Genomic DNA, 21,869 nt, shown 5'->3' with positions numbered 1-21,869 from the left:
CAAAAACAAGATCTTCGGGAGAAAACCATGTCTGTCTCATCATCCGGCTCTGCAGCCTATAGCGGCTCTCTTGAGGGCTCCAACGCACAGCGCGGGCTCTGGTCCTCGCGGCTCGCGTTTATTCTCGCCGCCACCGGGTCCGCGGTGGGCCTGGGCAATATCTGGAAGTTCCCCTATGTTACAGGCGAGAATGGCGGTGGCGCTTTTGTCCTCGTCTACCTGCTCTGCATAGCCATTATTGGTATCCCAATCATGATGGCCGAGGTTATGATCGGCCGACGTGGAGGCCACAGCCCGGCTAATAGCATCCGCGCCATTGCTCACATCGATGGCCTGAACCCTGCCTGGAGGCTGGTCGGAGCCGTCGGTATCCTTGCGGGCTTTCTGATTCTGTCGTTTTATTCTGTGATCGGCGGGTGGGCCATTTCCTACGTAGGAACTACGGCCAGCGGGCAGTTGGCCGGCCAGACAGCCGATGCGGTCGGAGCCATGTTTTCCGGCCTGCTCAGTGACCCGGGCACTCTGCTGCTGTGGCATACGGTCTTCATGGCTCTGGTGATGCTCGTGGTGGCCAAAGGTGTGCGCTCCGGACTGGAGCGGGCCGTCAGCATACTGATGCCAGCCCTGTTTGTACTCCTGCTGACCGTCGTAGGATACGCCATGACCACCGGTCATTTCGGTCAGGCAGCAGCCTTCCTGTTCCAGCCAGACTTTTCCAAGCTCACCACCTCCGGTGTTCTCGTCGCTCTGGGCCACGCGTTTTTCACCCTGAGCCTCGGCATGGCGGTCATGATGGCTTACGGCTCCTACCTGCCCAAGAAGATCTCCATCGCCAAAACGTCGGTGACCGTCTCGATTATTGATACCGGTGTTGCCTTGCTGGCGGGCCTTGCCATTTTCCCGATCGTCTTTGCTAATGGTCTTGAGCCAGGTGCAGGACCAGGCCTGATTTTCCAGACATTACCACTGGCGTTTGGTCAGATGCCCATGGGCTCGCTGTTTGGCACCCTGTTCTTCGTACTGCTGATTTTTGCCGCCTGGACCTCGGGCATTTCACTTCTGGAGCCCATCGTCGAATGGCTGGAAGAACAGAAGGGATTCAACCGTACCATGAGTACTCTTGGCGCGGGCACTGTCTGCTGGGCTCTGGGTATTGCATCCATTCTGTCACTGAACCTGTGGTCTGACGTTGCGCCGCTGGGTTTCATACCGAAACTGGAAGGTAAGACAGTTTTTGACTTGCTGGACTTCTTTACCGCCAACATTATGTTGCCGCTGGGAGGTCTTCTGGTCGCCATCATGGCCGGATGGGTCATGTCCAAACCCGCCATGCAAAAAGAGCTGGACCTGTCTCCGGGCGTGTTCAACCTCTGGTTTGTCACCGTCCGGTTCATCACACCGGTCGCCGTTGGCATCGTTTTCATCTACAACCTGATCTGACAATGGTAACCCGCCCCCGGCCTGTGCCGGGGGCTAGCCAGTGATCCCCCTCCACAACCCCAGCGAGCTGACCACAAGCAGCACAACGCCCAGAAAACGGAAGAACACGGTCGGATCAGACTTCAGCATCCGCTCATGGAACCAGAGCCCAATGAAATGCCCAACCGTGGCACAAGGCAACAACCAGAGGTGGTGAATCAGCTGGAGGTCAACCCCGGCCCAGATAAAAGCGCCCATCTTGATGGTCACCAGGATAAACCAGAGCGCAAACAGGGTATCGCGCAAGCGCTCTCGGGGCAGATGCTGCGCCACCACCGCAATAATCAATGGCGCCCCGATCAGCGAGGTACCACTGATGTAGCCACCCAGCATCAGAAACACAGCGTCCACGAACGGGCTCTTGCTTCGGAACGGCTTATTGAGAATGTAAGACAAGGCGTAGACCGAGACGATCACAAAAATGATCGAGCTCATAACCAGGGCTGGCAGCGTAATCAGTCCGAATACCCCGATGATCTTGGGGACAATCATGATACCCAGAATTTTCAGGAGATAGCGCCAGTCCACCGTACCGGAAACGACCCCACCTTCCGCCTGCGCCGTCTGCTTCCGGTGATTCATCCAGATCGTTAACGATGAAAAAATCAGCAAGTGAACTGAGATGATCGGCAGGTACACCAGCGGATCGTTGTGTATCAGCAACAGAAAGGGCAGAGACAGCACGGCACCGCCAAACGCCAGCCCGGAGCGAACAAAGCCACTCCAGACAAACACCAGGGCAATCAGGGCATACTGAATCAGGGACAAGTCAGACATAACACCAACATCATTCACGGCCGGAAAAAACAGGGAGCAGCGGTCAGTCCTTCGCCACCGGTTGCAAACACGACGTCAGAACCGCGCGCATGTGCTCTACCCCCAGACGATTCATCAGATCGATATTCCGCTCCGGAATCCCATCCACATCCGGATACGCGTCTATCGCCGATGCCAGGCTCGATTCCCGCAACAGATGCAGCATGGGGTATGGCGAGCGGTTGGTGTAGTTCTCTGCGGCCTCGGGCTCTGTTCCGGCAAACTGGTAGTCCGGATGAAAACTCGCCACCTGGAACTCACCTTCCAGATCCAGGTAGACCACCAAACCATCCACCACATCCAGAAATTCGTTATAGGCTCCGAAATCCTGCAGTACGCCGGGGTGGATTAACAACGTTGTCTCCACCTCCGGCTCATCCCGCAACCTCAGCAATTCCTCCTGCAGCACCTGCAGCAGGGCTTCGTCTGTCGAGGCCTCTGTCACCACAAACCGCACCCGGTTTTTCACCAACTCACGCCTGGCAAACGGACACAGGTTATAACCCACCACCACCTCTTCGACCCATTTTCGGGTGGCACGAATAATCTCAGGTTCTTTCACTGTTTGATTCCTGTGTCAGTTAACGCCCCGGCGCTTGTCGCAGCACCACGGATTACAGATACCCCTGACTCCGCAAATAATCATCATAGGATCCACTGAAATCGGTCACCCCGTCCGGGCTCAATTCAATGATCCGGGTTGCCAGCGAAGACACAAACTCCCGGTCATGACTGACAAAGATCAGCGTTCCCGGATAGTTTTCGAGCGCCAGGTTCAACGCCTCAATCGACTCCATATCCAGGTGGTTGGTCGGTTCATCCAGAAGCATCACATTCGGCTTCTGGAGAATCAGCTTGCCAAACAACATCCGCCCCTGTTCACCACCGGACAACACCCGCACGGATTTGCCAATCTCATCACCGGAGAACAACATACGCCCGAGCGTGCCCCGAACCAGCTGATCTCCCCCAGTAGTCCACTGTGCCATCCACTCGGAGAGTGTGTCATCTTCCGAAAAGTCGGCGGTATGATCCTGGGCGAAATAGCCAACCTCGGCACTGTCTGTCCACTTCACCTGACCACTGTCCGGCGCATACGCACCTGCCAGGCACTGCAACAGGGTGGTCTTGCCAATACCGTTCGGCCCGATGATCGCAACCCGCTCTCCGGCCTCAATCTGCAGTTCCAGATTGCTGAAAAGCGGGCCATTATCAAATCCCTTGGTGAGCTTCTCGATGGTGACCGCCTGCCGGTGCAGCTTCTTGCCTTGCTCGAAGCGTATGAACGGGCTCACCCGGCTGGACGGCTTCACTTCCTCCAACTGAATCTTGTCAATCTGGCGAGCCCGGGAGGTGGCCTGCTTGGCCTTGGAGGCATTCGCAGAGAAACGGCTGACAAACTGCTGAAGCTCAGCAATCTGCGCTTTTTTCTTGGCATTATCCGCCATCATCCTTTCCCGCGCCTGCGTGGCTGCGGTCATGTACTCGTCGTAGTTACCCGGGAACAGGCGCAGCTCGCCGTAGTCCAGATCCGCCATGTGGGTGCAGACACTGTTCAGGAAATGACGGTCGTGAGAGATAATGATCATGGTGCTGTTGCGGGCAATCAGGATGTTCTCGAGCCAGCGAATAGTATTGATATCCAGGTGGTTGGTGGGCTCATCCAACAGCAATACATCAGGGTCTGAAAACAACGCCTGGGCCAACAGCACCCGCAGCTTCCAGCCTGGAGCAAGCGCACTCATGGGGCCTTCGTGCTGGTCCATCGGGATATCAAGGCCCAACAATAACTCTCCGGCCCGGGATTCAGCGGTATAGCCATCCATTTCGGCAAACTGGACCTCCAGGTCCGCCACGGCCATACCGTCTTCCTCACTCATTTCCGGCAACGAGTAGATGCGATCTCGCTCTTTCTTGACGTGCCAGAGCTCCTCATGCCCCATGATGACCGTATCAATCACGGTGCAGGATTCATAGGCAAACTGATCCTGACGCAACTTTCCCAACCGGGTATTCGGCTCAAGCATTACCTGCCCGGAGGAGGGTTCAAGATCACCACCAAGGATCTTCATCAGGGTGGACTTACCGCAGCCATTGGCGCCGATCAGCCCGTATCGGTTGCCGTTACCAAATTTGGCGGAGACGTTTTCAAACAGGGGACGAGCCCCGAACTGCATGGTGAGATTGGCGGTGGAAATCAAGAGACAACCCTACTGAAGTGAAGGCCGGCACAGGCCGGCAAAACAGGAGCGGGCATTGTACAGGTTTGCGTCAAAGACTGTGAGGCCGAAGAAACGCGGACAAAAACCACTTGCCTCCAACCGTCACTGAGGGCAGCATTCCCGTTCAGACGTTCCATTCATCCAACAACAGGACACGAATCATGGCACAAGCAACCGCACGCCACATTCTGGTAGACAGCGAAGCAAAATGTGAAGAACTGAAAAAAGCGATCGAAGGCGGCCAGGATTTTGCTGACGTCGCCAAACAGCACTCTTCCTGCCCCTCTGGCCGTAACGGCGGCGATCTCGGCTCCTTTGGCCCTGGCCAGATGGTGCCGGAGTTTGACAAGGCGGTGTTCAGCAGCGACCTGAATACGGTGATTGGCCCGATCAAGACCCAGTTTGGCTACCACCTTCTGGAAGTCACCAGCCGCAGCTGATTCGCGTTAGCATTGCCACCGACTGCCCGGAAATCAGGGTAGTCGGTTCTGCACGTTCTGCGCTCTGGCTACTGCCCCCCTGCCGGGGCAGGTGACAGAAAACGCGACATCTGCCGGCCAATACTCTCCACCGGGTCCATAACAGCCTGCTGAATGCTTGAGGTAATGACACGGGAAAATTGCTTTCCTGCCGGGCTCTCCAGAAAACCCAGGTAAAGCCCCATTTCCTGGGTACTGATGTTTTCATAGGTGTACAGGTAGCTGTCATAGACCTGTTGGCCAACAACCCCACGTAGCACCCCTCTCTGGCTTTCAATCCGCTGCTCAAGCTGCTCATAGTGCACGGATTCGCTGCTGAGCGCCGACATAGCCGTTGCCAACCCAAGCTGAACAGCAATGGTCGTATCAACCGCACTTTCCGTTGCGCGGGCGGCGCGATCAAATCGTTCAAACATCCCGGCCTTAGTGCTTCCCTTAAACTTACGGTTCAGTTCCGGGGCCCGGGCCTGGATGTTCTGCCAGGCTTCAGGGGCGGACGCCGCGATCTCAGCGGCTGATATTTTCCGGGCGACGGGGGTTCCGTACCATTCATGAACCGCTTCCAGTTGCTCGCTGGAAAGCCGGGCTTGAAGATCAGTAATAATCCGCTGCTCGATCTTTGCCGCACTGAAACTGCTGCTCACCACATAACCTACGGTATCCGCCACCATGGGGGGAACCTCTCCCCGGCTTTTCAACCCCTCCCGGATTCCCTGGCTGAGCATGGCCGGATACTGCTCAACAATCTCGTCAATTGGCGAAGCTGCAAGAACCTCAGCAGCATCGGGGGCAGCCTGAGCGGAACCCACCCCCAGCATGGCAGCGACTAAAACAGGTTTAACTAGGGACATTCGCTTCATTTACCTATCATCCTGACTATCATGATGAGTCTCTTATGCCATGGGCCTCAGGCAGGCAGCAAGTAATCCCTCATTTCAGGAGATGACGGTTTGGTAGGGATTCCCTTAAGGCCTGGCCGAAAAAAGAAGCGCCGCCGGGCCTCACGAAACAAAGCCTGGGCAACCCGGGCCAGGTGGTATGGTTTACCCATCATCGGCGTTGTGATCGGCGTTTGGGCCACACTGCGTTTCAGCCTGCTGGCGCCAGACCCTCCCGCCAACCCGGAACACCTTTGTGAGATTTTCCGGGAGCACCCTGCCTGGTATGACTATGCCCGGGCATCACAACAGCGATGGGGTACGCCCATAGCCACCCAGATGGCCTTCGTTTACTACGAATCGTCGTTTCGCAGTCATGCCAGGCCCCCTCGCACCCAACTGTGGGGGCTGATCCCATGGACACGGCCAACCACCGCTTTTGGTTACGCCCAGGCGCTGGACCCGGCCTGGCAGGAATATCTGGCTGCCAACGATGGCGATTGGCTGACCGTGCGCAGTGATATGGAATACGCCCTGGACTTTGTCGGCTGGTACAACCGGCTCAGTCATCGGCAATTGGGTATTGCCTTTACCGCTCCGAGAGAACTCTACCTCGCCTACCATGAAGGGCGGAGCGGTTACGCCCGGCGTTCGTTTGATCAGAAGCCAGAGCTTGTTTCTCTGGCTTCCCGTGTCAGAGCCCGGGCTTACCGCTACCACAACCAACTGGCCCACTGTGAAACAGAATTTCAGTGCTGGCGCTGGTACGAGTTCTGGCCCTTCTGCTCCGCCAGGGACTGAGCTAGAGCGCGCCGGAAATCTCAATGACCGGCTCCAGAGTCTGCAGTCGGTCCACCAGAAACTCCATCACGATCCTGACCCTGGCCATTTGCTGGGTATCCTGGTTGACGTGTAGCCAGAGATCAACGCTCTCTCCCTCAAGCGGATCGGTCAAGCGGCGGAGTTCTTTGGTCGCCTCACCCAGATAACAAGGCAAGACCACCAGGCCAGCCCCCGCACGAGCCAGCGCATGCATGGACTGCAGGCTGTTACAGCGTATAACCGATGTCGCATTCTTAAGCTGTTTGCGATACCAGCGCCCCGTCGCCAGATGACTGAACGATTCATCCGGCAAGATCCAGGTGCAGGCCTCCGGCTCGTTCTCAATATCCATGTTCCGGTGCCGTCGGCAGTAGCTGGCAGCACCGTAAACCGCCGATTCAATGGCGGCAATACGTTCACCTTCCAGAGTTGCCTGAGGTTTGTTTTCTGGCCGCAGAGTCAGATCGGCTTCCCGGTGACTGAGGTTGGCGACATCGTTGTCGGTCAGCACCTCCAGTTCAATTTCCGGATAGGAACGCACCATTTCGGCCAGAATCGGGCTGAGCAACTCATTGACCATGATGTCTTCAGCGGCAACCCGGACCTTGCCGACCGGTGCGGAATCCTCCCCTACCAGTTTTCGCTCCAGGTTTTCCATATCGGTAGCCAGCCGTTCAGCCTCACGGAAAGCCATTTCGCCGACCGGGGTGAGCTGCAATCCCGTCTGGTTTCGCTCGAAAAACTGCACGCCCAGCGACTCCTCCATTTGGTCAAGCCGCCGTAAAACAGTGGTTTGGTGAACGCCCAGAAGTTCACCTGCTTTTGCCAGCGTTCCGCCTATTGCAAGGGCCCTTATATATCGAAGATAATCCCAGTCCATAATCACTGCATATTTGCAACAAGAGTACGGAGTTTACCGTATTCAAACTGCAAAAAAGAATCCTTAGAATCGTACGTAAATTAAAGATAGATCGCTAACAATCCACCAGATGAAGGAGGAAGGCGCTATGACTCAGAGCCATATCGCAACCGTTAAACCGCTGCCGTCAAGTGTCCTCCACAACAGTACTGAGGTCCGGCGCCAGTATACCCGCGCTGCCGCAAAACAAGCGATGCAGTTTATCAGCCGCAAGGTGCGTATTTTCAATCGCAAAGCTGTGGCCGTGGCGCAGGATGTTCCTCAGGTTCAGGGCGGTCACTGATCCCCGCACTCTGACGTGACCTCGCCAACAAAAACGCCGGTATGGAAACATACCGGCGTTTTTGTTGTTCAGGGTGAATTCAGTGGCACTCAGAATTCCCAGATAATTTTCCGCTTCTGGGAAAACCATTCATCCATTTTGCGATTGTAAAAGTCCTCGATCACATTGCGCTTGATTTTCATGGTTGGCGTCAACATGCCATTCTCCATGGTCCAGGGTTCACGAACGATTACCACAAATGCCACTTTCTCATGGGATTCGCATCCGGCATTCACAGCATCCAGCTCCCCGGCCAGTTCCTGCTCCAGCGCGATCCGATCACCACCTCTTTCCAGATCGTCCCGGGCTTCTTCGGAGAGCAGCACCATCAGGCAGGGCTGGGGTTGATTCGCACCGGCCACACACACCACTTCCGCCTTCGGATGGTTGAAGCGATTCTCGATAGGCACCGGCACCACATATTTGCCCTTCGAGGTTTTGAACAAGTCTTTCACCCGCCCAGTGATTCGCAGGCAACCATCGGCATCAATTTCCCCCATATCACCGGTTTTCAGGAAACCATCTTCCGTCAGGTCTTCTTTGGTTTTTTCTTCATTTCTGTAGTAGCCCAACATCTGGCCCGGACTTTTGACCTGAACTTCCCCACCGTCCCCAATCCGATGCTCAACGCCCGGGTTTGCCATGCCCACGGTCCCGACTTTCGCCTGGCCCGGTCTGTTGGCGTGGGAGTAGCCAAAGTTTTCAGACATTCCGTACACTTCGAGCAGCTCCAGACCCAGGCTTCGATACCAGCCAATGATTTCGGAGGACAACGGAGCCGCCCCGGTCAACGCGGCCCGGCAGTGATCGAGGCCTAGTTGCTTGAGCACCTTTTTCTTCACCAGCGAATTAAGAACCGGAATATTGAACAGGATTTTCTGTTTCCTGGGCGGCAGCTTGGCGTTTACGCCCAGATAAAACTTCATCCAGAGTCGTGGCACAGAGAAGAACAGCGTGGGACGGGCCCGCTGGAGATCTTCCTGAAAGGTGTCCAGAGAATTCGCAAAGTAGAGATGGAAACCATAATACAGAGACTGCGTTTCCACCGCGGCCCGCTCAGCCACATGAGCCAGGGGCAGATAGGACAGCATCCGTTCACTGGATGAGACCGGGAACAACTGCTGAAGCCCGTCCGCCACTGAGATCATCGTCCGAAAGCTGTGCATGACACCTTTTGGCCTGCCGGTACTCCCCGAGGTATACACAATCGTTGCCAGATCATCGGGATCGGGCAGTTTCGGCTGTGCCGGAGACATGGCTTCGATGATAGTTTCCCACGTCGGGACATCGTCCCGGGGCGAAAGCGGAAGGGAAACCAGAGGCAGATCATCGGGTAAGTGCCCCTTGATGTCATCCCAGCCATCCGCCGTGCCGTCCAGCTTTCCGAGGAACAGCAACCGGGTCTCACTGTGCTCCAGAATGTAAGCCGCGCTCTCCCCGTTCAGCGTTGGGTAGAGCGGCACACTGACATGGCCCGCAGCCCAGATGGCCAGATCGGCGAGAATCCAGTGGGCACTGTTCTTGCCCAGAATCCCGATACTGCTGCGATCCGGCAATCCAAGGCTGTTCAGGTGGGCAGCCATGCGCGACACCTGCCCGGCCGCCTCGCGCCAGGTTATATCCTCCACGTGTCCATCCGGGAACGGCTGGGTCAGGTAAACATTATCGGGGGTCTGTTCCGCCCAGTAATACAGGCAATGCAAAGAAGTCTGTTTTTTGGGGTCTATGGCCATTGTGCGTCCTTGTTATTGTTATCTTCTGGTTGTCTGGAATAGATCTTTTATTATCGATTCCATACTAGCCAACTTTCCGACCACCTCAATAGCAATAACGTTCCCCGCCATTGGCCGTTTAGCTCGAATCTGAGACCCACCGCGCAAAACAGTTCGTGACAATCGTCAAGTCTCGTCTAGAGTAAAATTAACGGCGTAAAGACTGTCATCACCTCAGGAGGTTGTTATGAAACCGTCAACACGCTCTGTCCTTATTTTTCCAGCCTGGGGCGTTATTCTTATTGGCTCTGTGGCCTTTATGTACAGTGCCTGGTCAGGTTTGCTCGGGTCCTGAGCCGGGCGTGCACTAGCGCCGGAAACGGGTTTCCAGCACCACAGCGGAATTGGTACGTTCTACCCCGTCCAGATTTCCAATGTCATCCAATACCCGGCTGAGTTCTTCAAGCGTCCCGGCCTGAACAATGGCAATCAGGTCGTACTCTCCGCTGACTGCAAACAGCTGGATAACCTGACTGATTCCCTCCAGTTCTGCATTTGTCCGGGACGTCAGTTTCTGATGAACTTTTATCGACACATGGGCTTCCACCTGACCTTCCAGATAGTCCCCTCCCAGAACCACAGAATACCCCCGAATCACTCCACCAGCCTCCAACCGGGCTATCCGACTCTGGATCGTTGAACGGGAGACGTGCAACGCCTTCGCCAAGTCCGTCACGCTCATCCGGGCGTTCCGACGGAGCAGAGCCAGCAACTTTCTGTCTCGGTTTTCTGACATTTTGCCCTCAATATTAATCACTTTGATAAAAGACTAGATCATTTCGATCAATGTGAAACTGCAAACTGGCCATCAAGCCCCTCATACTGACTTAAAACAAGAGTGAGGGAATGCCATGATCGTCCGCCCTGTCCAACATAATGACCTGAACGACCTGTTCGATATCGCGCAGGAATCCGGCCCCGGGTTTACGTCACTGGTACCGGACAGAGACCGCCTGGTCAGTAAAATTGAAGCTTCCATCCAGAGTTTTCGAGCCCGGGAAAGTGGGGGCGGAGAACAACGTTACCTGTTTGTTCTAGAAGACGAATCCAGTGGACAGATCATGGGCACCACCGGAATAGGCGCTGGCGTCGGGCAGTCACAGCCGCTTTATCACTTCCGGCACAGCACAGTGCTACACCATTCGCGAGAGCTGGGAATTCGGCGCCCCATCGGCACACTCAGCCGTTGCGTTCACTACCGGAACTGTACTGAACTCTGCTCACTGTATCTGCGTCCGTCATTCCGCCGGGCCCAGGCCGGAAAGCTGCTTTCCCGGGTGCGTTTTGCCTTTATCGCCCAGCACCCCGGGCGCTTTCCCGGGCGAGCCATTGCCCAGATGCGTGGTGTCGCAGACGTACACGGACAATCCCCCTTCTGGAACTGGCTCCGGGAACGATTTGTTGATCTGGACTTCCTTCAGGTTACCCGGCTTGCCAGTGAGGGCGCCTTCACGTTCGTGGACGAACTTATGCCGTCCCTGCCGATTTATACCCACCTGATGGACCCCGAAGCACGCTCCGTTATCGGACACGTGCATCCAGACACCCGGCCCGCACTGGCTATGCTGAAATCTGAAGGGTTTCGCCCCCGCGGGCTGGTGGACCTGCTCGACGCCGGGCCAACGGTGGAATGCCAGACAGATCATCTGCGCAGCGTCCGGGAAGCAACGCTCACACCGGCCACCATCGCTTGCCCCAGAAGCAGAAAGCGGCCAGAATCCGGCCATCCGGTCATTGTTACCAATACCAGGCTGGACGGATTCAGAGCGATTGTGGTGCTTGCGGATCCCGACAGGTTACCCAGCCAACCTCTCAGCCTCACCCGGCCACAAGCCAAAGCACTGAACATCAATGAGGGTGAGCCGGTTCGCACTCTGGCTCTGGACCAGAGCCTCTGCGCCGGTCTGCCAACCACCCGGTCAAATTCACAGGAGAGACATCATGCACTCTGACGTTAATGCCCTGTTCCACGCGTTGTGGGAGAACTACCGCACCGTAACCCCCTCTGCAGACCGAATTCACAGTCTGCTGGCAGAGCGCGAAACCAAAGCCATCGTCAATGACCACATTGCCCTGAGAACGTTTAATCTGGCCCCGGTTGGGCTGGACGCACTGGCAAAGCACTTTCTGGCGCTCGGCTACACCGCCGGTGGCGAGTATCATTTTGACGCAAAAAAGCTCTATGCCCGCCACTACGAGCATGCCGACCCGAATCTGCCGAAGGTGTTTATCTCGGAACTGCTGGTGGACCAGTGCTCTCCTGAGCTTCAGAGCATCGTACAGAAGCTGGTGGCCCAGATTGCACCAACCGCAACCGAAGCCGATGATTTTCTGTACTCTGGCCGACACTGGACACTGGATTATGCCACCTACCAAACGTTACTGGCAGAGAGTGAATATGCGGGATGGCTTGCGGCCTGGGGATATCGGGCCAACCACTTTACCGTCAGCATCAACCACCTTGAGAGCCTGCAGTCGGTCGAAGAAATCAATACCCTGCTGAAAGCCAACGGGTTCACCGTGAACCAGGCGGGAGGGGAAGTAAAAGGCTCGCCACAGGACTGCCTGGAACAGTCATCCACCATGGCAGACCGGGTACCGGTCCACTTCAGCGATCAGCAGGCGATTATCCCCAGCTGCTTTTACGAGTTTGCCCGACGCTACCCCACCGATGCGGGCAAGCTTTACACAGGCTTCGTTGCAGCGTCCGCCGATCGCATTTTTGAGAGTACCGACAGCCAGTGAACGTGGTGAGGTCGCTTCAGGCCCATCCTCCTTCTCCCAGAAGAGGAACGAAGCGCACCTCTCCCACCCCCGACTGCTCAAACTCTGAATCTGAAACCCGGGTAACGCAGAGCAATTGCTGATCGCCGCCCTCCGACCCTACCGGAATCACCAGCCGCCCGCCTACCGAGAGTTCCTGAATAAGGGCGGACGGCACCGAGGGCGCCCCAGCCGCCACGGACACTCCATCAAAAGGCGCAGCCTCAGGCCAGCCAAGAGAGCCATCACCACATCGGATATGGACCTGGGTATACCCGGTTTTGTCCAGATTCTCACGGGCCTGAGCTGCGAGGTCTGGAATCCGCTCAATCGAATAAACCTCCAGCGCGATACAGGCCAGCACGGCGGCGGCATACCCCGAGCCTGTCCCCACATCCAGAACCCGCTCGCGCCCCGTCAGGCATAACATCTCTGCCATCAGAGCAACGATGTAGGGTTGGGAAATAGTCTGACCATGGCCAATAGGAAGCGGATGATCCTCGTAGGCTTCCGCGCGCAGATGTTCAGGTACAAACAGTTCCCGTGGTACCCGTGCCATTGCCTCCAGGACACGTTTATCGACAATCCCCCGGGGTGCCAGTTGCTGTCTGACCATCGCCTGTCTTTTGGTTCTGTAGTCCTGATTGCCGCTGTTCATACGGTTTTCTCCCTGCGCTTACCTCCGGTAACAAAGGCATAACTTTTTTACAACAGTGCAAAGCGCATTGACTGACTACGTTGTAAACACAGGTTACTCCTTATCCAGACTGAGGAGAACCGGAGAGTACCCGATCAAACAACAACAAAAGGACAGGGGCCCGGACAAAGGCCCGGATGGAGTACAGACCATGTCAACATCCGTTGATCATCTCCTGGAACGAACTCAGGACGCCACCGATTTGCTGGGCGACATTGTGCCCTCCGCTATCACTCTTGCCACCATGCTTCGCCATCGGAAAATGGCCGCCTGGCTGCGTGAGGAGTTTGATGGCTATGCAGACAAAGACAAAGCCCCACCCTATCGCCGCGACCTGCCTGGCCATATCGTTGCCAAATCGCCCCAGTACGGCTGGATTCCGGCGCCGGTAAACGACCGGCAAACATCAGAGTTCGGGCACCTGGATTTGCCGGAAGGCATCAAAACCCTGGAACAGATCTGTCTGAACTGTAAAAAAGGTAACGGGAACCGGGTACTGCTCGAAAAAGAGGAAATGGACACGCTGCAAAAACAGATCAATCTCAGCGCAGAACTGGCCATCAACCTGAGCAGGGACGTTTACGGCCGTTTGCTGCGAACCATTCGGGCGGCTATCCATATCTGGTCCGATGCCCTGATTGAAGCCGGCATGAACGGCGAGCACAACCACTACAGTCCGGAAGAACGAAAATCCGTAGAGCATCTGGATACCCCCGATGCTTTCTGGCGCCTGGCCCTGGAGCAAGTGGATGATCTCCCGATTCCCGACGTCCGGGAGCTGGGTTTTCTGGAACGGATGTTCGGCCGCACCGGGTAATCCCGAAAACCTGGGCCAGGGTTCGGGTTTTCTTCCTCCATGCAACAACGTGTATCATCAGGACCGGTGCCGTGTCATCACGGCACAACCGTCAACGCCTCACTGACGCTCAGGAGCCCTGAATGAAATCTCTGCTTCTCCTTCCGGTCGCCCTGGCCACCGTACTGGCCGGTTGTCAGAATCTGCCCGATACCCGGCAGGACGCGGCCACCAATGTGGTCTACCTGAAAGCCACTCATTGTCTGGAAGAATCTGTAGGCGACCAGAACCGCATTCATTTCGGCCCTTGCCTGAAAATCACAGACATCAATGGTGCGCCACCAGCCGTGCGGGAAGACGGTTTTATTGAGCTGCCGGTTGCCCGGCCACTGACCATTGGCACCACCTGCGTGTACCGCCATGCGGATGGCTCCCCGATACCCGCCACGGTTGGCACGGCAGCGTTTCAGGTCAGCAACACGACGTTTCAGACCGGCGGCAAACGTTGGTATCTTCACGCCCATGAACAGGCCAGGGGGGTAATAGGGTGTAAACCCACGCTTTCCACCTCCCAGTACCCGACACGACGGACAGACTAAGCCCAGGGCCCAACCTCCGCTGTCGAATGGACAAGCCGTTACCATCCCTCCACAAAGCCTGCCCGAAATTGCGCCTTCCAGAAGGATGTGCCACGGTAAATGTGAACCCTTGATTGGAGGATAGGACATGCTCTATTGGGCGATTGTTTGTCTCGTTATCGCAGTCATTGCAGGTGTTCTGGGCTTTGGTGGCATTGCAGGAACGGCCGCCAGCTTTGCGAAGATACTGTTTTTTATCTTTCTGGTACTGCTGGTTGTATCGCTGGTCTTCAATGCCTTACGCGGCAAGGGGCCCAAGGTCTGACTAACACTTCGACGGCCGTGGCCCTCCGGTAACAACGAGGGCCACCCCGGCCACCGCCACAAGGCCCCCGGCAATCGCCACCGGCCCCAGCCTCTCGTCAAACAGAAAAAACGCCTCCAACGCTGTGACCGGCGGCACCAGATAAAACAGACTGGCCACCTGAGAGGCAGCCCCCCGGCGGATCAGCCACATCAGGATAAGAATGGCACTGACCGACAAACCGAATACCAGCCAGCCCATCGCCAGACCAAACTGCAGTGACCACTGAATCTCACGGGTTTCCAGCGTGAAGGCCCCCAGGGCGAAAAATGCGGCCGCAGCCAGATACTGGATCATGGTTCCGGATATCAAATCCACGCCTGTCCCGAAGCGTTTCTGATACACCGTTCCAAGGGATATTCCGATCAGGGCAAGCCCTGCCCAAACCAGTGTTGTCGGAGGCACGCTCGCACCATCAACGCCGTCTCCGAGCTTCTCCAGCAACACCAGCGCCACACCAGCCAGCCCCATGACCAGGCCCAGCCACTGGCGACCGGCAACCGCTTCTCCCAGAATCAGCACCGCCGCCAGTGCCGTCACCAGAGGCTGAAGCCCGACAATCAGGGATACCACCCCCGAGGGCATTCCCTGATCAATGGCATAAAACACACCGCCAAGGTAGGCACCCTGAACCAGCAAACCGGTCACCACCAGATGCCCCGCCCCCCGCCAACCCGGCCACCGGGATTTCATTACCAACGCCAGAACAGCCAATGGCAGCAGCGTCATCAACATGCGCATTAACAGGAGGGTAAAAGGCTCGGCATACGGCAAACCATATTTGGCGCCAATGAAGCCCGTGCTCCACAGCCAGACAAACAGGGTGGGGACAAAGAAGGAGTAGTAAATCGGGGGCATATGCGCTGTCGTCTGCCAGAAAAACACGCCACGACTATACCGGGCCGCCCGGGCCCGGAACAGATACAGAGCTATCGATACAGGAGCCCGGATCAGGACCCTGTCAGCATCGCCTGGAGTTTCTGGGTCAGTTCCACGGCCTCACACCCCATCGGCGTAAGATACCCACCATCCCTCTGGCTGATCAGCCCCTTGGCGAAAAGCGTTTCCGCCGCCTTCACCGTCTCCGGTGCGGCAGTATGGGCATGCACCTTGATTCCCTCCTGAGTTGAGGTAGAGGGAAACTGCAGTAAAAGATTCAGTTCCGCAAGATGGTTGGGTGAGAACGGCATGGCATACTCCCAGGTTGTTATATTCTCAGCAGTGTAGACCAAGGAATACCAGAGAGCCCACTCCTTTGCCCTGAGCACTTGTGCACAGTTCAACATTCCGTATCATCACGGCACCAAAACCCTACAATTCCCGGTACATTCACGGTACGAATACCGCTACATTACGTAATGAGCGGTCCATATCAGGCGAGTCATGCAAGCGCATCCTTTAACAAGAACGACACCGGCTTTGGCTATCGGCCTGCTGTTTCTGCTCCTTGCTTTTCCCCCGGCACAGGCAGACAGCATCCAAAGGATTGTCCACCCCGATGGCCGGGTGGAGTTCACCAATGTCAAAAACAAACGCCAGCCCCGCGCCTCGACCAAGTCTGAAACGGTTTACCGGTACACCGACGAACATGGCGTCGTCGCCTATAGCAGCCAACGCCCCGGTAATGCCGAATTCGACGTTATTCGATTCCACTGTTATGCCTGCGACCCGGAATCACGCGTGGACTGGCATAAAACCCCGTTGTTCCTCAGCCCTTACCGACAGGAAATCCAGACAGCGGCAACGGAATTCAACGTCGACCCGGCTCTGGTGCGCGCCGTCATTCACGCGGAATCAGCCTTCAACGCCAAGGCCATTTCCCCAGTCGGAGCCCAGGGGCTGATGCAGTTGATGCCAGGTACAGCCAAAGAGTTGGGCGTTGCCGACCCATTGGAGGCGAAAGAGAACATCCGCGGCGGTGTCGATTATCTGGCCCAGATGCTGAAACGCTTTGGCGGCGATGTCCGGATGGCGACGGCCGCCTATAATGCCGGTCCCGGAGCCGTTGGTCGCTATAAAGGCATCCCGCCCTACGCAGAAACCAAAGCCTACGTCGAGCGGGTGGGCATTCTTCACCAACGCTACGCCGCAAACTGATGGGCACCATCATCAAGCGCCCTGAAATCAAGGGCGATATCGTCCACGTGGCCAGCGACCGGTATGGCAACATTCTGGTGATTGATGATCGCAAGCACCGGATTCTGAGCTTTGACTCAGTGTTTGAGCAAAGCAAAATACGCCGGCATTTTCCCCACCTTCCGGTTCATGAGTACAGCCGGGCCATGTTACTTCCGGCAGTGTTTTCTACACCTGAACACATCACAATTCTGGGGCTTGGAGCGGGTGTTATTACCCATGGTCTCTACCGTCTGCTGCCAGAGGCCAGGCTTCATGTTGTTGAATTACGTGAGAAAGTGGTGGAGATCGCCCAGGAGTGGTTCTCTCTCCCCAAAGACGATCGCCTGACCTTGACGGTTGCGGATGCAAGACTGGCCATCGAGGCGATGCCAGAAGCCAGCACCCACCTGATCCTGACGGATCTGTACAGTGCTGACCGCATGTCACCGCTGCAGTCGCAACGTCGCTTCATCAAGGACTGCGCCCGGGCACTGGCACCAAACGGCTGGCTGGTCCTCAATTACCATCGCATGCCCGAACAGGATGGCACACTGTTTCGTGAGTTAAAGCGCCAGTTTCCCTGCTTGCTGGCCTTCAAGAGCAAAACCAACAACTGGGTCATCTATGGCTGCAACCGCCCCTTTGATCCGTGGCACCTCCCGGACCGGGCCTTCAAATCCATGGAGGCACAACTGCCCATCGGCTGGCTTGCCATCATGAAAAAAGTACGCTCGCTGGCCGCCCCAGCCTCTCTTTGAGGGCCTCAGGCCCGACCAACTGCATCGTTTTACATTTTTTTATGCAATTGCCGGTAATTGTTCACACTTTTCAGGATAAACTCTGTCCCCCTTCACCCCCATCCCTTACTCATGGATAAGGAATAAAGCATGGCATTTGAGTACGGAGCTCAAAAACTAAACATCCGGAACCCCTTCAGGTTCGAAGGTCTGGTCCGCTCGATTCGCGGACTCCTTCTACTCGTGATCGGCGTCTACCTGCTGATCCAGATACAACCCCTGCTCGGAACCGATAAACCCCGAGCCTGGATGAGCCTGGTGATCGGTGGCCTGTTCGTGGTTGGCGGGCTCAAGGCGCTGGGTGGCGGCCTGTTTCAGGTTATGCGTTTCTTTGTCGGGCGGGCTGCGCCAGCCTCACTGGCCAAGAACGTGGCCCGGGAAGCGGTGAACGAACGCGAACCCACCCTCTATAACGCTAAAATGCTTCACAACATGCTCATGAGTAAGAGCAACCCAACCTTTGTTGAGCCGCTGGGCTGGTTTGCCCGTGCCGTCCACTCCGTCTTCCCGAACCTGATCGTCACGCCCTGGCCGATCCGGAACGTTGCCCAGAATCTGGCCATGAAGCTGACCAAGAGTCTGGTCGCCATTGCCGCGTTCCTGGTGGCCACGCTGGTTGTCACCATGGTGTTTTCAGGCACCGAAGGTGCCGACGTCGGCAGTACTGTGATTTCCCTGATCCTGCAGGCATCCCTGCTGATTTACCTCGGCCTGCTGTGGGTCAAGCTCGGCAACCCTTTGTCCCGGTCGAACATGACATCACTGGGCAACACCACCAGCAAAGGCCTGGCCCTTGTCATCATCGGGTCCATCGCTCTGCCAATCCTCACTGCTCAGGGCTGGATCGCCTTCTGGGACAACATGCACCCCAGCTCTCGCCAGGATCTGGCCATCATGATGCCGCTGTTTGAACCCGTCTTCCGCACCGGGACACTGCTCACCCTGACCCTGTTCTGCGCCTTGGCGACCGCAGCCATTGCCACGGTGCTGATCAAGGCCCGCATCCGACTGGTACCGATTGCCACCAGCAGTTCCGAGATGAACAACAGCTGGCGATTCGATCTTCACCCACGGCAGATTTTTACCACCCTGCGGGACCTGGTGCTGATGCAGAAGCGCCAGCAGGAGCTGCCAAACCGTGTCTATCTGGACAGCAACGATACCGGCGATGCCAATCGGGAAAATGAACAGTTCAACGGCGATATGCTGGTGGAAATCCAGCCACTGGTTGAAGAAAAAGAAGAACCTCAATCCCTGCGCTGGGCGCGGGCGGGCGGTACCGTAGCCGCACAGGTGATTCTGTTTATCGGCGCCCTGTTGCTGTGGTTCGGTGCAGACCGGATTATGGACCATGTTTATGCACTGGATCAGATCCAGGCAACCCGTATTGATATCGCGCAAGCCTTCAACCTGCTTTTTATACCGGCAGGAAACACGGCAGCTCTGCTTCTGGCCAGCCTTCTGCTGCTTGGCTTCGGGCGAACGCTTGCCCGAATCTGCCACCTGTTCTGGGCAGAGATCTTCTTTAAGTCGAACCTGTTTGATCTGCACTGCGAAGGCACCGTGATGCGCGCCACGCACTATCGTGGCGCCGACCGCCACAGCGCCTCCAGCGAGCAGGATGTCTTCAGCTTTGACGCAACCTACTTTGCTCTGGCAACCGAAGCGGTGAGTTCCACCTTCGCGGTGTCCGGACAGCACAACCTGGAACAGCCTCGTTACCTGCTGTCCCTGGCCCCCTGCGACGGTTTCATCAACAGCGTCATGGGCGATCTCGAAGAGCAGTTCCGACGCCGTAACGAAGAAATCCAGAATGAGAAACAGGCTGACCGGGAACAGCGACTCGATTATATTCGTCAGGAACAGGAAGCCAGAAGAACCGGCGATATGACAGCCCAGGGCCTCGTGTCACCAGAACGACGTGCCTCGCTGGAAGCCGACGTGGTCACGAGCCAGGACCGGGAGAAAATCGCTCGCTGGGAGGGCGACGCAGGCGATAACTGACCTGCCACCCTGCCCCATAACGGGAACTCTTCGGAGTTCCCGTTTTTGTTCCACTATGCACAACTCAGGCCCCATGAAACTCTCACGCATCCTCAGTAATGAAAACGGGATCAGCCGGCGGCATGCCAACGAATTGCTTGCCTCAGGACGAGTCCGCGTGGATGGAGAGGTCTGTCACGTCGGAGCGCGGGAGGTTACCCGGTTTCAGCAGGTCTGCATCGACCACACCATCATCCAGGCAGCAACCCCGGCCTACTACCTGATGCTTCATAAACCAGAGGGGTATCTGAGTGCAACGGTCGATGACCAACACCCCACCGTTCTGGAGCTGATCGAGCCAGCATTGCGGCCACATCTGCACATTGGCGGCCGGCTGGACCGAGCCAGTACCGGGCTTCTCATTCTGAGCAATGACGGCCTCTGGTCACGACGGCTGACGGAGCCTGCCATCAAACTCCCAAAAGTCTATCGGGTGACCACCGCCGAGCCGATTGCTCCGGAAGCAGGCAAACAGTTCGAACAAGGCATCTGGTTCGCCTTCGAGCAGATGACCACGTCACCCGCGCAGCTGGAACCCCTGGGCCCCCGGGAAGCGAGAGTAACTATCTACGAAGGGCGATATCATCAGGTCAAACGGATGTTCCACGCTGTGGGCAACCGGGTAACCTCACTGCATCGTGAAAGCATGGGGCCCCTGAGGCTGGACCCCACTCTTGCCGTTGGTCACTATCGACCGCTGAGTGAACAGGAGGTCAGCTCAATCGGCTGACCCGTCAGCGGCAGATCAGGCCCGGCTCAGGAATTTGCGCTCTTCCACATTCACACGGATACGGTCACCGCTGGAGATGTGTTCCGGCACCTGAACCACCAGCCCGGTGCTGAGTTTTGCGGGTTTGGTTCTGGCTGTCGCTGAGCCACCTTTGATGGAGGGATCGGTTTCCTCGATGGTCAGCTCCACCGTCGGAGGCAAATCAACCGCAACGGGGCTGTCACTGACCAGAACCACCATCACCCCTTCCGTGTCTTCGGTGATAAACAGAAGCTCATCCTCGATGGCACTGCGGTTCAGCATGTACTGGGTGAAGTCTTCGGTATCCATGAACACGTACTCGTCGCCATCGGCATAGGAGAACGTGGCTGGCCGACGGATCAGGTCCGCCAGGTTGAGCATGTCCGAATCCTTGAAGGTCTCGTCCAGTTTCTGGTTGGTCACCACATCGTACATCCGCATCCGGTACAGGCTTCCACCCGCACGCCCCTGAGGGACAGAACGTTCGATATCCTTGACAAAGTAGACGCGGCCTTCGTATTCAACCGCCTGATTCTTTTTGATTTCACTTGCTTTAGGCATGACATCCAATTCCCGAAAAGTTAGGAATCCTCAGGCCAGAGCCTGAGTCACCAAGGGCGATGATATACCACGACTGGCCGTAATATGCGAGATCCGTCACGGGCAGGCCTTCGACAGCTCATCCCGGGTGCGCAGGCGCCCCTCGCGGCGTATCTGCGCTTTAGCATAACGGCGTTTCTCGGCCTCCGTATCAGGAACCACCTGAGGCACCTCAACCGGTTTACCGTCGTCGTCCAGCGCAACAAAGGTAAAAAAAGCAGACAAAATGTGGCGAGTCTCTCCCGTGTAGCTGTTTTCCGCCTCGACCTTGGCCCCGATCTCCATAGACGACCCCCAGCTCCGGTTCAGTGACAGGCTGAACAACAACGTGTCGTTGCCTTTGGCGGGCGCCCGGAAGTGAATGGAATCGACGGCGGCGGTCACACACACGTGCGCGGAATGGCGCTCAGCAACTACCAGCGCCAACCGATCGCATTTCGCCATGATCATGCCCCCGAAGACGGTATTGTGGGAGTTCATGTCGTTTGGAAACACTTTATACACATGCTTCTCAACGGCCGAAGCAGACACGGGTTTTGCGGGTTTATCGGTCATGAATCACTCATTTCCTGGTAAGTTTACCCACACATTCTGTGGATAACATTGTGCGCAAGGCAAGGACACCCGGTGGCAGCCGGCCCAGCCACTGCATT

The 21,869-nt window shown here is 56.6% G+C and carries 25 protein-coding genes; 13 read left to right on the top strand and 12 right to left on the bottom strand.

Annotated features, from left to right (window positions below):
- Positions 1-27 precede the first annotated feature (27 nt).
- Positions 28-1,440 carry a sodium-dependent transporter gene (locus K325_RS0102605; protein ID WP_029652695.1) on the top strand — a complete coding sequence of 471 codons (1,413 nt, stop codon included), beginning with the start codon at positions 28-30 and terminating at the stop codon, positions 1,438-1,440.
- 33 nt (positions 1,441-1,473) lie between these two features.
- Here the strand turns inward: K325_RS0102605 and K325_RS0102600 are convergent, their stop codons facing one another.
- The 3 genes from K325_RS0102600 to K325_RS0102590 are packed head-to-tail and all read right to left on the bottom strand — an operon-like array spanning position 1,474 to position 4,496.
- Complete coding sequence (locus K325_RS0102600; RefSeq protein WP_029652694.1) at positions 1,474-2,256, bottom strand: sulfite exporter TauE/SafE family protein; 783 nt, start codon at positions 2,254-2,256, stop codon at positions 1,474-1,476.
- A 43-nt stretch (positions 2,257-2,299) separates the two neighbouring features.
- Positions 2,300-2,857: a DUF1415 domain-containing protein gene (locus K325_RS0102595; protein ID WP_029652693.1), complete on the bottom strand. Its 558-nt coding sequence runs from the start codon at positions 2,855-2,857 to the stop codon at positions 2,300-2,302.
- Positions 2,858-2,909: 52 nt separating this feature from the next.
- On the bottom strand, positions 2,910-4,496 hold the full coding sequence (locus K325_RS0102590) for an ABC-F family ATPase (protein WP_029652692.1): 1,587 nt from the start codon (positions 4,494-4,496) through the stop codon (positions 2,910-2,912).
- Positions 4,497-4,678: 182 nt separating this feature from the next.
- On the opposite strand from K325_RS0102590, the gene K325_RS0102585 reads away from it, so the two are divergent.
- The gene (locus K325_RS0102585) at positions 4,679-4,957 is read left to right on the top strand and encodes a peptidylprolyl isomerase (protein WP_029652691.1); all 279 of its coding nucleotides are present in this window, start codon (positions 4,679-4,681) and stop codon (positions 4,955-4,957) included.
- Between the two features lie 68 nt (positions 4,958-5,025).
- Here the strand turns inward: K325_RS0102585 and K325_RS0102580 are convergent, their stop codons facing one another.
- On the bottom strand, positions 5,026-5,856 hold the full coding sequence (locus tag K325_RS0102580) for a DUF2059 domain-containing protein (RefSeq protein WP_029652690.1): 831 nt from the start codon (positions 5,854-5,856) through the stop codon (positions 5,026-5,028).
- A 90-nt stretch (positions 5,857-5,946) separates the two neighbouring features.
- On the opposite strand from K325_RS0102580, the gene K325_RS0102575 reads away from it, so the two are divergent.
- Positions 5,947-6,675: a transglycosylase SLT domain-containing protein gene (locus K325_RS0102575; RefSeq protein ID WP_476738560.1), complete on the top strand. Its 729-nt coding sequence runs from the start codon at positions 5,947-5,949 to the stop codon at positions 6,673-6,675.
- 1 nt (position 6,676) lies between these two features.
- Here the strand turns inward: K325_RS0102575 and K325_RS0102570 are convergent, their stop codons facing one another.
- Positions 6,677-7,576: a LysR family transcriptional regulator gene (locus K325_RS0102570; protein ID WP_029652688.1), complete on the bottom strand. Its 900-nt coding sequence runs from the start codon at positions 7,574-7,576 to the stop codon at positions 6,677-6,679.
- Positions 7,577-7,703: 127 nt separating this feature from the next.
- Here K325_RS0102570 and K325_RS0102565 point away from each other — a divergent pair, with 127 nt between their 5' ends.
- The gene (locus tag K325_RS0102565; protein WP_029652687.1) at positions 7,704-7,898 is read left to right on the top strand and encodes a hypothetical protein; all 195 of its coding nucleotides are present in this window, start codon (positions 7,704-7,706) and stop codon (positions 7,896-7,898) included.
- An 89-nt stretch (positions 7,899-7,987) separates the two neighbouring features.
- On the opposite strand, the gene K325_RS0102560 is transcribed toward K325_RS0102565, so the two are convergent.
- Together K325_RS0102560 and K325_RS0102555 are read right to left on the bottom strand one after the other, a co-directional pair.
- Positions 7,988-9,670 (bottom strand): AMP-binding protein, encoded by a 1,683-nt coding sequence (locus K325_RS0102560; RefSeq protein WP_029652686.1) that lies wholly within the window; start codon positions 9,668-9,670, stop codon positions 7,988-7,990.
- 346 nt (positions 9,671-10,016) lie between these two features.
- Entirely contained in the window at positions 10,017-10,445 is a 429-nt protein-coding gene (locus K325_RS0102555) for an Lrp/AsnC family transcriptional regulator (protein ID WP_029652685.1), read from the bottom strand.
- A 115-nt stretch (positions 10,446-10,560) separates the two neighbouring features.
- On the opposite strand from K325_RS0102555, the gene K325_RS0102550 reads away from it, so the two are divergent.
- Together K325_RS0102550 and K325_RS0102545 are read left to right on the top strand one after the other, a co-directional pair.
- Positions 10,561-11,661 carry an arginine N-succinyltransferase gene (locus tag K325_RS0102550; protein ID WP_029652684.1) on the top strand — a complete coding sequence of 367 codons (1,101 nt, stop codon included), beginning with the start codon at positions 10,561-10,563 and terminating at the stop codon, positions 11,659-11,661.
- Positions 11,651-12,454: a DUF1338 domain-containing protein gene (locus tag K325_RS0102545; protein ID WP_029652683.1), complete on the top strand. Its 804-nt coding sequence runs from the start codon at positions 11,651-11,653 to the stop codon at positions 12,452-12,454. The genes K325_RS0102550 and K325_RS0102545 overlap by 11 nt, the downstream gene beginning before the upstream one ends.
- Positions 12,455-12,470: 16 nt before the next feature.
- Here K325_RS0102545 and K325_RS0102540 read toward each other — a convergent pair whose 3' ends face one another.
- Positions 12,471-13,130, bottom strand: coding sequence for a protein-L-isoaspartate(D-aspartate) O-methyltransferase (locus K325_RS0102540; RefSeq protein ID WP_029652682.1), 660 nt, complete (start codon positions 13,128-13,130; stop codon positions 12,471-12,473).
- A gap of 190 nt (positions 13,131-13,320) precedes the next feature.
- On the opposite strand from K325_RS0102540, the gene K325_RS0102535 reads away from it, so the two are divergent.
- The 3 genes from K325_RS0102535 (at position 13,321) to K325_RS18350 (ending at position 14,868) form a co-directional block, all read left to right on the top strand.
- Positions 13,321-13,986: an AbiTii domain-containing protein gene (locus K325_RS0102535; protein WP_029652681.1), complete on the top strand. Its 666-nt coding sequence runs from the start codon at positions 13,321-13,323 to the stop codon at positions 13,984-13,986.
- Between the two features lie 122 nt (positions 13,987-14,108).
- Entirely contained in the window at positions 14,109-14,564 is a 456-nt protein-coding gene (locus K325_RS0102530) for a hypothetical protein (RefSeq protein WP_029652680.1), read from the top strand.
- Positions 14,565-14,691: 127 nt separating this feature from the next.
- The gene (locus K325_RS18350) at positions 14,692-14,868 is read left to right on the top strand and encodes a DUF1328 domain-containing protein (protein WP_029652679.1); all 177 of its coding nucleotides are present in this window, start codon (positions 14,692-14,694) and stop codon (positions 14,866-14,868) included.
- Here the strand turns inward: K325_RS18350 and K325_RS0102520 are convergent, their stop codons facing one another.
- Both K325_RS0102520 and K325_RS0102515 read right to left on the bottom strand, forming a co-directional pair.
- Positions 14,869-15,765 (bottom strand): DMT family transporter, encoded by an 897-nt coding sequence (locus K325_RS0102520; RefSeq protein ID WP_029652678.1) that lies wholly within the window; start codon positions 15,763-15,765, stop codon positions 14,869-14,871.
- 92 nt (positions 15,766-15,857) lie between these two features.
- A complete protein-coding gene (locus K325_RS0102515) occupies positions 15,858-16,097 on the bottom strand; it encodes a TIGR02647 family protein (RefSeq protein ID WP_029652677.1) in 240 nt (79 codons plus the stop codon).
- 193 nt (positions 16,098-16,290) lie between these two features.
- Here K325_RS0102515 and K325_RS0102510 point away from each other — a divergent pair, with 193 nt between their 5' ends.
- The 4 genes from K325_RS0102510 to K325_RS0102495 all read left to right on the top strand — a co-directional run bounded on the left by K325_RS0102510 (position 16,291) and on the right by K325_RS0102495 (position 20,595).
- Entirely contained in the window at positions 16,291-17,004 is a 714-nt protein-coding gene (locus K325_RS0102510) for a lytic transglycosylase domain-containing protein (protein ID WP_029652676.1), read from the top strand.
- Positions 17,004-17,783 carry a spermidine synthase gene (locus K325_RS0102505; RefSeq protein ID WP_029652675.1) on the top strand — a complete coding sequence of 260 codons (780 nt, stop codon included), beginning with the start codon at positions 17,004-17,006 and terminating at the stop codon, positions 17,781-17,783. The genes K325_RS0102510 and K325_RS0102505 overlap by 1 nt, the downstream gene beginning before the upstream one ends.
- A 129-nt stretch (positions 17,784-17,912) precedes the next feature.
- Positions 17,913-19,826 carry a hypothetical protein gene (locus K325_RS0102500; RefSeq protein WP_029652674.1) on the top strand — a complete coding sequence of 638 codons (1,914 nt, stop codon included), beginning with the start codon at positions 17,913-17,915 and terminating at the stop codon, positions 19,824-19,826.
- A 73-nt stretch (positions 19,827-19,899) separates the two neighbouring features.
- The gene (locus tag K325_RS0102495; protein ID WP_029652673.1) at positions 19,900-20,595 is read left to right on the top strand and encodes a pseudouridine synthase; all 696 of its coding nucleotides are present in this window, start codon (positions 19,900-19,902) and stop codon (positions 20,593-20,595) included.
- Between the two features lie 15 nt (positions 20,596-20,610).
- Here the strand turns inward: K325_RS0102495 and efpL are convergent, their stop codons facing one another.
- Together efpL and K325_RS0102485 are read right to left on the bottom strand one after the other, a co-directional pair.
- Entirely contained in the window at positions 20,611-21,177 is a 567-nt protein-coding gene (gene efpL / locus K325_RS0102490; RefSeq protein WP_029652672.1) for an elongation factor P-like protein EfpL, read from the bottom strand.
- Positions 21,178-21,273: 96 nt separating this feature from the next.
- Complete coding sequence (locus tag K325_RS0102485) at positions 21,274-21,771, bottom strand: acyl-CoA thioesterase (RefSeq protein ID WP_029652671.1); 498 nt, start codon at positions 21,769-21,771, stop codon at positions 21,274-21,276.
- Between the last annotated feature and the right edge of the window lie 98 nt (positions 21,772-21,869).

This window comes from Marinobacter daepoensis DSM 16072 (genome assembly GCF_000421165.1).
In the GTDB taxonomy this organism is placed as follows: domain Bacteria; phylum Pseudomonadota; class Gammaproteobacteria; order Pseudomonadales; family Oleiphilaceae; genus Marinobacter; species Marinobacter daepoensis.
The sequence above is the reverse complement of the archived record's forward strand: the minus strand, read 5'-3'. Positions and strand labels throughout refer to the sequence as shown.